At 64.4% G+C, this 9867-nt stretch carries 7 protein-coding genes; 2 read left to right on the top strand and 5 right to left on the bottom strand.

From position 1 onward, the window contains the following. Window positions 1-81 precede the first annotated feature (81 nt). The 5 genes from I6F35_RS24520 to I6F35_RS24500 form a co-directional block, all read right to left on the bottom strand. Window positions 82-2373, bottom strand: a complete 2292-nt coding sequence (locus tag I6F35_RS24520) for an exopolysaccharide transport family protein (protein ID WP_225120222.1) — start codon at window positions 2371-2373, stop codon at window positions 82-84. A gap of 156 nt (window positions 2374-2529) precedes the next feature. Continuing rightward, window positions 2530-3282 (bottom strand): polysaccharide deacetylase family protein, encoded by a 753-nt coding sequence (locus tag I6F35_RS24515; RefSeq protein ID WP_225120221.1) that lies wholly within the window; start codon window positions 3280-3282, stop codon window positions 2530-2532. Window positions 3283-3286: 4 nt separating this feature from the next. Beyond that, window positions 3287-4093 carry a class I SAM-dependent methyltransferase gene (locus I6F35_RS24510; protein ID WP_225120220.1) on the bottom strand — a complete coding sequence of 269 codons (807 nt, stop codon included), beginning with the start codon at window positions 4091-4093 and terminating at the stop codon, window positions 3287-3289. Window positions 4094-4099: 6 nt separating this feature from the next. Beyond that, complete coding sequence (locus I6F35_RS24505) at window positions 4100-5542, bottom strand: oligosaccharide flippase family protein (RefSeq protein ID WP_225120219.1); 1443 nt, start codon at window positions 5540-5542, stop codon at window positions 4100-4102. After that, a complete protein-coding gene (locus tag I6F35_RS24500; protein WP_225120218.1) occupies window positions 5536-6492 on the bottom strand; it encodes a DUF6492 family protein in 957 nt (318 codons plus the stop codon). Before I6F35_RS24500 ends, I6F35_RS24505 begins: the two co-directional genes overlap by 7 nt. A 399-nt stretch (window positions 6493-6891) precedes the next feature. Between I6F35_RS24500 and I6F35_RS24495 the strand changes: the two genes are divergently transcribed. Together I6F35_RS24495 and I6F35_RS24490 are read left to right on the top strand one after the other, a co-directional pair. Then, on the top strand, window positions 6892-8784 hold the full coding sequence (locus tag I6F35_RS24495; protein WP_225120217.1) for an acyltransferase family protein: 1893 nt from the start codon (window positions 6892-6894) through the stop codon (window positions 8782-8784). After that, window positions 8771-9754, top strand: a complete 984-nt coding sequence (locus I6F35_RS24490) for a hypothetical protein (protein WP_225120216.1) — start codon at window positions 8771-8773, stop codon at window positions 9752-9754. Before I6F35_RS24495 ends, I6F35_RS24490 begins: the two co-directional genes overlap by 14 nt. Window positions 9755-9867 lie beyond the last annotated feature (113 nt).

The following is a 9867-nucleotide window of genomic DNA, read 5'->3' as shown; positions in this document are numbered from 1 at the left end:
GGAAAGAGGGAGGGCAGGGTCGGGGGTCAAGCCACGGGCGCAGGCGCCAATGGAGCGGGATGATCCCCACCCGGTTTGTGCTCACGCATATTGCTTGTCTCGCTGACGGCTTTCCGTCGTTTGATTGAGCTCGTTCAGGACGACGCCGATCAGGTTGCGCTCCGCCCCGCCGAGCGCGGCGATGATGTCTTCCATGCAGTCGTTGATATCGAGATGGACCGGGAGCACGGCGAGGAGGCCGTCGGCGAGGTCGAGCAGCTTGCGGTCCGTCGCGCTCAACGGCATCGCCGGCCCGTCGAGAAGGATGAGATCGTAGCCGCCTGCGGATCGCGCTTGTGCGACCGACTTGCGGATGGCTTCCGCCGCCTTGGCGTCGCCGCCGGCGACGACGGGCAGGATGGAAATTCCATTCGCCGTGTTGATGGCGCGCGTTGCCTTGCTGCCGATGCTGAGCCAGCCAAGGCGGCCGGCCTCGCTCCTGCCGAGCCTGATGACCTTGCCCGACAACTCGCGGTCGCGATGATCGGCATCGATCATCAGCACCTTGGCGCCGTCACGCGCGGCGGAGAGCGCGACGTTCAGCGCCACGACGCTGCGGTCGGCAGATGAACCCGCGCCGATCACGGCCATGACTGGTGCGCCGGTCGCGGGCGCGCGCTTCTTGAGCGTCGCGCGCGCCTCGCGCATGGCGTTGAGGAAGGTCATCAATGGGAAGCCTGCGCGCAGCGTCGGCCAACCCAGCCGGGTGACGTCGGCGATCTGGCCTCCGGTGAGGATGCCGCCCAGTGTCCGCATCACGTCGGATTCCTGCAGGCGGGCGATCAGCGGCTTCTCGATGACGCCGACTGCTGCTTGCGGCGCCGGCTTGCTGACGACGGGCTGTCTTGCGGGCGCCGTCGTCTGCCTCTCGGGCGAGGTCGATTTGCTTGGCCGCAGCGGGTCGGCGCCTGGCGCAAGCTGGTCGGCGGCGATGATCCAGGCGGCAGCCGCAAGCCCGCCGAGCACGAAGCCGATCATCGCGAGCAGGCTCATCGCCGGCGGGAAGGTGCGCCGCTGCGGCACGGTGGCTTCGCCGATGACGCGCGCGCTCGAAGTGTTCAGGCTTTCCTGTTCCTCGGTCTCGCGCGAGCGCTTGAGGAAGGACTGGTAGACGTCGCGGCTTGCCTCGACGTCGCGTTCGAGTTCGCGCAGATGCACCGAGGCCTGGCTCATCTGCACGCTCTGGCGCTTCTGCGCATCCAGCGCCTTGTTCAGCGACGCCTCATAGTCGCGGGCGCGGGTCAGGTCGTTCTTCGCGGCCTGCGCGAAGCGGTCGATCTCCTCCTTGACGGTGCGGCGGAGATCCTCGACCTGCTGCTCGACCTGTCGGAGCGCCGGATGCCGCGGGCCCAGTTCGCTCTGCAGTTCGGCCTGCCGCTTCTTGGCGTCGGCATATTGCGCGCGCAGGTTCGCAATGGTCGGCGACTGCAGCGCCTCGGGGATCGCGCCGGGGTCGCTCGCATTGCGGCGGCTGGCCTCGATCTGGTCGTACTTCGCCTGCGCATCGAGCGTCAGCGCGCGCGCAGCGGCGAGCCGCTGGTTGCTGGCGGAAAGCTGCTGGTCGGCGATCAGCGTGTCCTGGGTGCCGACGAAATTGTTCTGAGCCTTGTAGACCGCAAGCGCGTTTTCGGCGTTGCGCAGCCTTTCCTGCAATTCCTTCAGCCGGCCCGAGAGATCCCGCGTGGCGCGCCGGGCGGCGGCGGATTGCGACTGCTTGGATTCGGCGAGGTAGGCGCTCGAAAGCGCGTTGGCGAGCATCGCCGCCTTCGCCGGCTCATAGGACCAGACGTCGATATCGACGACGAAGGTGCGATCAGTCTTGCGCACATTGATGTGGCGGCCGAGGGCATCCAGCGCGCTCATCGTCGCCTGGTACTGCTGTTCCGCCGTCGGACGCAGCTCGATCCCGATCAGGCCGAGCAGCGAGCCGAACAGGCTCTTGCCATCACCGCCGCCGAACTCGGGATCTTTATCGAGATTGGTGTTCTTGATGACCTGCAACAGCACGCTGTTGGAGGTGATCACCCGCGCCTCGCTGTCAACCACCATCGCAAGGCCCGAAACGTCCTGGGCGCGCGGGGTCAGCTCGCGTTCAACGAGCTGCAATTCGCGCGGGTCGACATAGAGCTGCGCGGTCGCCGTGTATTTCGGAGTGAGGCTCTTGCCGATCGCAACCGCGATGCAGGCGCAGAGCAGCGCGGCGGCGACAATCGCAGCCTTGCGCCGCCACAGCAGCAGGGCCAGGTCGACCACGTTGAAGCCCTGGCTTCGGCGCTGTTCGCCCGTGGCCTGGCTCTTGGCCGGGCTGTTTATCGGCTGGTCGTAATCAAGCATCGACCCCAGCTTCCATTCCAAACGCCGCACGCATCGGCTGAGGGGTTACTCTTCGGGCCGCGCGATGCGCGACAGCGGACTGCGCGACAACAACGCAACAGGAAAAATTAACCATAGTCTTTGAGGGACTATTCACCGAAAAGGCAAACAAAGCGTTTAAGCGCTCGCGCATCGGAACGCCTCCGCCATGGTCAGGGCCGGAATATCGCGCTTCGCCGCCACCTCCAGCGCCCGGTTCAGGAGCCCCGGGGAGCAGCCATAGAAGCTAGGCCGCTTGGCCACGTCGTGGCTGTAGAAAATTAACCAGCCGTTATGGATTTGCGCCTCGTCGAGGGCGCGCTCGATCGCATCGCTGTTCATCTGGCGATCGATCAGCGGCATCGCGCGCAGGAACTGCAGGTCGACATTGCCGAAGTTCACGCCCTCGACGATCGAGCGGCAGGTCGCAAATCTGGACTTGAGCAGGTATTTGTGCGCGAACGAGCCATAGCCGAACGGATAGGCGAAGGTCTCGGCCCCGATCGACGGATCGAGCAAGTCGAAGTAGCGACGATTGCGGGCGATGTCGTCGGCAAGCGAGCGTTCATCGAGATCGCTGGTGCGGCGGTGCGAGAACGTGTGGCAACCGATCTCGTGACCACGGCGATGGAGCGACAATACGTCATCATCGTCGCCCGACGTCCAGTTCGCCGAATCGATGCCGACCAGGCCGCCCGACACATAGAAGGTGCCGCGGGCGCCATGCGCCTCCAGCATCTCGGCGCCGGTGGTCACCGCGCTCTTCGGCAGGTCGTCGAAGGTGAAGCTGACCATCGGCGTGGCGTTGCGCAGCCGGACGCGACCGACCGGCAGATGCATCGCCAGCCGGTGGCTGACCTTCACCACCGCTTCGGTCCACAACGCGTGCATGCTCTCACAGCTTCCGCAGGATCACGTGATAGTCGCCGTGCCGCACGTCGATCTTGCCGGGCAGGAAGAAGTTCAGCGCTTTCGCGGCGGCGTCGACCAGCGTGGCGAGCAGGGGCTTGCGCAGACGCATTTCCGGATAGCGCGGGCTCTCATAAACCTTGCGGTAGATCACCTGCAGGCCACGCGCCCTGGCGAAGGCTTCGAGCCTGCCCAGCGTGACCAGCGGATGAAAATGGGTCGGGAATGGTGCCTCGCCCGGCAGACCGGCTTTCTTGTCGCCGCGAACATAGCGGTAGAACCAGACGTGGAACCAGTGTGGCGAATACTTCGTCACCACGCCGGAGAGCGACTTCGGATTCGGAGCGCCGATCAGGATCAAACCGTTCGGTTTGATCGCCTCGCAGAAACCGCTGAGCGCGGCCTCGACATCGGGCACGTGCTCGATGACGTTGTAGCAGACGATGAAATCGAAGCTCTTCGGTTGGAAACGATAGGTCTGGATGTCGCCCAGGATCGTCGTCTGTGCGTAGTTGTTGTTCTTGACCTGGTCCTCATCGATGTCGACCACGGTGATGTGGCTGCGGCGCAGCACCTTGAGCGGCAGGAAACTGGTCGAGCCGCCGCCGGCCTCGTAGATCGCGAGCGGGCCTGCCGGCAGCGCCGCCTCCAGGATGCTGTGCACGGTGAGGAGGCTCTGCCGCGCTTCGCCCGGCGGCAGGTCGAGCAGCGACTGGGGATGGATGGCCGGCGCCGCCGCGTCAGCATCGGCGAGCGGTGTATGGATGCGATCCAGGGTGAGGGTGTTGGTCATTGGCTGTCATCCAATGTTGCTGTTTGCGAATTTTGCTCTGAATGCCGCAAGGCCATGCTTCAGCCGGCCGCGAATCCGGGCGATGTCGAACAGCCAGGCCAGCGCGGCATAGGTGAGGATGCCAACTCCCGCCAGCACGACGCAGGCGGCGAGATCCGGAATGCGCAGGACGCGATCGAGCGCTGCAACCGTCAGCGCCATCGCGAGCGCGGCGATCAGGACCAGTGCCAGTCGACCGAGCGGCAGCGGAACGCGGAAGGCATAACGGGTGAGCACCAGCGCGCAGGCAAAGCCGATGACATCGGCGCCGAGCCGCGCCCAGGCCGCGCCGACCGCGCCGTTGTGGCTGACGAGGAGATAAGACAGGATCACGTTCGCCGCGATCAGCGACGCGGTATTGATGAGATAGAAGCCATTCTTGCCCGACAGCAGGAAGCTTGCGTGCAGATATTGTTGCGTCAGGATCTGGAACACCACGGCGACCGCGATCACCGGCATGATCTCCGCAGCGAGCTCGCGGAATTCGGCACCGAGGATGATGTTGGCGATGTGCGAGGCGATCACGGCAAAGCCGAGCGCAGCCGGCAGCGTGAGGGAGAGCAGCAGCTCGAGGCATTCGGCGAGATGCGAGCGCACCGCGCCGTCGCCCTGCTTGGCGTGGATCTGAACGGCGAGCGGAAAGAACGCCGCCGCCATGCTCATCGCCGGCATCATCAGCGTCTGCCGCACCAGGTCGAGCGAGGCGACATATCGGCCGGCATCCGCCGCGCCGACGAGGTTGGCGATCATGAAACGGTCGGTGATGCTGGCCATCGCAAGCAGGGTCAGCGACAGCGTCAGCGGCAGGCCGGTCTTGGCCACGGCCATAAGGCCGGCGTGATCGAAGCTGATGTGCGTGCCACGCCAGGCGGTGCGCGACTGCACGAGCACTGCGAGCAGATAGGCGAGGGCGGAGGAGAGCAACAGCCAGAAGCCGTTCGGTCCGACCTGCGCCACGACGACGCCGAGTGCGAGCACGGCGATGGCGCGCACCAGCGTCGCCTTCATCACCGAAAACGCCATCAGCCGCGCACGAACCAGGTCCTGCGTCAGTTCGAACAGGCCGATCGCGACCGACAGCACCACGGTGGCGAACGCCGCGGTGTTGTCCAGGCCGGCGACACGGGCGAGCATATAGGCGATCGGCGCGGTCAGGCAGCAGATCATATAGCCTGACATCACAAGCCCGCGGACGTCGGTGCCATCGTTGCGGGCATGTCCGCTCAGGATCAGATTTCGGAACCAGCCGACCAGGAATACGCTGATCACGGAAGCGAAGCCGATGCCGAGCAGATAGACGCCGTAATCATGCGGCGAGAACAGCCGCGTGAAGACGAACACGCTGAGCAGCCCGAGCAGCGCCGACAGGATGTTGGCGGTCAGGTTGATGCTGGCTTGCCCGATCAGCATAACGCCGCGAACTCCGCGCGTTGGCTGCCGCCGGCGAGTGAAATGATCTCATTGCTCTCCGCAATCGCGGCGCGAATCGTCTCGACCGGCGTACCGGAGAAGGATGCGATCGAGAAGGCGACGTCGTCCTTGTTGGCCCGGCGCAAGAGATCCTGCAGCTCATCCTTGCTAAGCCTCGGATCGTCCCAATAGCTGATGCAGGGCGTGGTCGGCACAGCGGTATGTCGCAGCGAGGCCGCGGCGTCATTCTGCACGAAATAGCCGTACAGCATGTATTCGGAGAATTCGCGGGTCTTGCACAGCGCGTCGATCCAGTCGAGGGCGGTGACGGCCTCGATGCGCTCGGCCAGAGCGCGGGTGGTTCGCTTGTCCCAGAAGATGATGTGCCCGATGAAGTCGTCGGCCGGGAACGGCGGCGTCTTCAGCCCGAGCAATTCATGGCTGGTCACGAGCCAGCGCGAATGCCGCGGCTGGTCCGCGGTCACCACGTTGGACATGGTCAGCATCGGGATCGCGTTCGGAAATTCGAACCGCCTCAGATCGAAGTCGCGGAAGAACACGATGTCGGAATCCAGGATGCAGAAGCGCTGGTGGGGCAGGGCGATGGTGGCGGCGATCTTGAGGATTTGCTGCACATGCCAGCCGTTTACGGGCTTGGCCCGCAGCGACCACCAGAACTGGCGTCGCCGGCGCTGGATGATGCGCGGCAGCGGCCGCAGCCAGTCGGGCAGGAAGCTGGAAGCCGGAATGATGATGCGCCGTTCGCTCGCAAGCGGCGCGAACAGCGGCAGGTCGCAATCGGGAACCAGGAGATAATGCTTGGAGAACGAGGTGACGTGCCGGTCCACGCTCTCGCAAAGCAAGGTGCAGATTTCCAGATCGCGCCCGTAGGTCGGGGTCAACAACGCAACGGGGTCCATCTCGTAGATCTCTCTGGCGATCACGTTCACGGTTGTCGCTTTCCAAGCCGCCGTTCTTCCTCGGCGAGGCTTGCAGCAAGATCGGTGCCGAACCGCCGTGCCGCCCTCGGCCGCGATCGACGTTAGTTAATTTTGTTGGCGACTGAGCCGCGCGGTGCAGTTGATGCCGCGAAGTAACCATAGGAGGTCGTGCTTCAGGCCCAGAAGGCGCGGCTTGCCCGGATATTGCAGAGCCGGATCGCGCATCGCCGATGCTGTTCGGCGCGGGTGTGAGTGCATGTGGATTTACAGGTCTTCCGGGTGTGACCTCGCCGCGGATGATATGCGGGCTATGCCGCCGGTCCGTTTCGGCACAGCGGCTGCGTCCGTGGTGTCCGTTTTTGAAACGGCGGCGGCAGATGGGCTCGGTCATCGGCCGAGGGTGGGACGATGAAGTACCGTCCGGATATTGACGGGCTTCGGGCGCTCGCCGTCATTCCCGTGGTGCTCTATCACGTCGGCGTCCCCGGCTTTGCCGGCGGTTTCGTCGGCGTCGACATCTTCTTCGTGATCTCGGGCTATCTGATCTGCGGCATGACCGATGCGGATATCCGCAACGGATCGTTCTCGCTGTCCAATTTTTACAAGCGCCGGATCCTGCGCATCCTGCCGGCGCTGGTCGTCATGCTGCTCGCGACGAGTGTGTTGGCCTATTTCTATTTCCTGCCGGTCGAGCTCGAGGATTTCGCCAGGAGTCTTGCTGCAGCTGTCGGCTCCGTCTCGAACGTCTATTTCGCGCAGACGACGGGTTATTTCGAAGCGCCCGCGGAAACCAAGCCGCTGCTGCATACCTGGTCGCTTGGTGTCGAGGAGCAGTCCTACCTGGTCGTGCCGATCGTAATGGTGATCGCCTATCGCTTCGTGCCGAAACGCGCCAAGCTCCTGTTCGCGGTCGCCGCCGCGCTCTCGCTTGTTGCCGCCATTGCCATCAGCTACCGCAACGAGGCCTTTGTCTTTTACCTGACGCCGTTCCGCGCCTGGGAATTGGCGCTCGGCGCGCTGCTCGCGATCGGCTTCGTCCCGGCGCCGCGAAGCATGTTGTGGCGAAATCTTTGCGGCGCTGCGGGGCTGATACTGCTGTTCGGCGTCACCGTGTTCGGCTCGTCGTCCGCACCGCTGCTCCTGATGACATCGCTCGCCGCCGTTGGAGCGACGCTCGTGATCGCCTCGAGCGAGCGCGGCGTGTCAATGGTGGGGCGTCTATTGTCGCTCCGACCATTCGTGTTCGTCGGGCTGATCTCTTATTCGCTTTATCTCTGGCACTGGCCGCTGATCGTGTTTCAGCATACCGATGCAATCCTCGCGCTGGGATCGCCGGCGACGGTCAAGCTGACATTGGTCATCCTGTCGCTCGGCATGGCCTATCTGTCGTGGAAACTGATCGAGCTGCCGTTCCGCAGCCTGGCGCACGAGACGTCGAAATTCACCGTGTTCGCGACGGCGTCGACGGCGATGGCATCGATCCTCGCGCTCTGCGGCCTGGTGATGGTTGCGGGCGGCGCGCCGTTCCGGTTTCCCGATCGCGTGGTGCAGATCGGGTCCTACCTCGCCTATGATTCTGCATACGCGTTTCGTACCGGCCGCTGCTTCCTTTTGACCAATCACCAGCAGTTCGATGCCGAGACGTGCATCAAGCGCGACCCGGAGCGGCAGAATTATTTGCTCGTAGGCGACAGCTACGCGGCGCATCTGTGGTACGGCCTTTCCGCGGCTCTGCCCGACGTGAACGTGATGCAGGCCACCGCCAGCCTCTGCCGGCCGGCGGCCAAGGGCGGGTCGCGCTACGATACGCCGATGTGCCGGCGCTTGCGGGACTTCATCTTCAACGACTTCCTGGCGCACAACAAGGTCGACAAAGTTCTCCTCGCCGCCTCATGGAAGGATGAGGATCTGCCTGTTCTGGAAGGCACGCTGGACATCCTGAAAGCACGCGGGCTCGAGGTCACCGTGTTTGGCCCGGTCGTCGAGTACGACAGCGCGTTGCCGCGGCTTCTGGCCGATGAGATCCTGCATGACCATCCGGCCGCCGCCAGCCACATGAAGCGCGCCGGCGTGCGCGAACGCGACGGGGCGATGAGCCGGCTGGTCGCGGCACATGGCGCGACCTACGTCTCACTCTACGATGTCATGTGTCACGAGGGGCGCTGCGACGAAGTCGTCGAAGGCGGCGTGCCTATCCAGTTCGACGGCGGCCACCTGACGATGCGATCGATCGAAGTAGGCAAGCGGATCGCCCCATTGTTCAGCCGTAAACTCGCGAGGACAGCGAATGGCTCGAATTGAACGGTTGAGCCGGCGTCGGTTCGTCGGCGGGATGCTGACGGCATCCGCCGGCGCAGTTCTCGGCGGCGTGACCCCGGCGCGGAATGCCGCCGGCGCGGCCTCCCGCTTCGGCGCCGATCCCGCGCGATTCGCCGGCGCCTTCGTGAACTGGGGGAGCGACGGCCGCGAGCATGTGCTGCAGGCCTGGGAGAAATGGCTCAAGCAGAAGCCGTCATCCGTGCTCGGCGTCGACTTTTACGGCCAATCGACCTGGGAGGATTTTCGCAAGGTGGATTGGGTGCCCGGCGTCTGGAGACGGCTCAATCCGAAGCGGAACGTGGTCTGGTCGATGCCGCTGACGATCACAGGAACGCCGCTCGCCGATGTCGCCGACGGACTGCACGATTCGGACTTCGAGGCGGCCGCGCGCGCGATCTCCGAAGCGCAGCCACGCGCGATCATCCGGCTCGGCTGGGAGATGAACCTTTCGCAGATGGGCTGGTTCGCCAAGGGCCAGGAGGCCGATTACATCAGGGCGTTCCGACGCGTCGCGGACATTTTCCGCCGCGCGTCCGGCGAGTTCAAGTTCGACTGGTGTCCCGGCTGGGGGCCGCAGGAGATGCCCGCCGACCTTGCCTATCCGGGCGATGATGTCGTCGACTATATCGGGCTCGACGTCTACGACTTCAAATCGGAAGGCTCGGTGGAGCAGCGCTGGCGGGCGCTTTATCTCGAAGCGCCTTTCGGTCTCGAATGGCACCGTGATTTTGCCGCGCGGCACGGCAAGCGCATCAGCTTTCCGGAATGGGGCGTCGGCCATGCCGGCGACAATCCCTATTTCATCCAGAAGATGTGCGACTGGTTCGTCGAGAACCGCGACAGCATTGCCTATGCGGCGTATTTCAACGTTGACGGCCTGTGGCCGACACAGATCGATACCGGCCGCTTCCCCGAGTCGGAGAAATTGTTCCGGAAGCTGTTCGGACGGTGACTGCCTCGTAGCCCGGGTGGAGCGAAGCGCAACCCAGGGACATCTGCGTCAATATCTGCGAACGATCCCGGGTTACGCTGCGCTTCACCCGGGCTACGGCATTTACGAGCGGC

Source organism: Bradyrhizobium sp. BRP22, from assembly GCF_020194175.1.
GTDB lineage: Bacteria > Pseudomonadota > Alphaproteobacteria > Rhizobiales > Xanthobacteraceae > Bradyrhizobium.
Note: the sequence above shows the minus strand (reverse complement) of the source record. Positions and strands in the feature narration are given on the sequence as shown.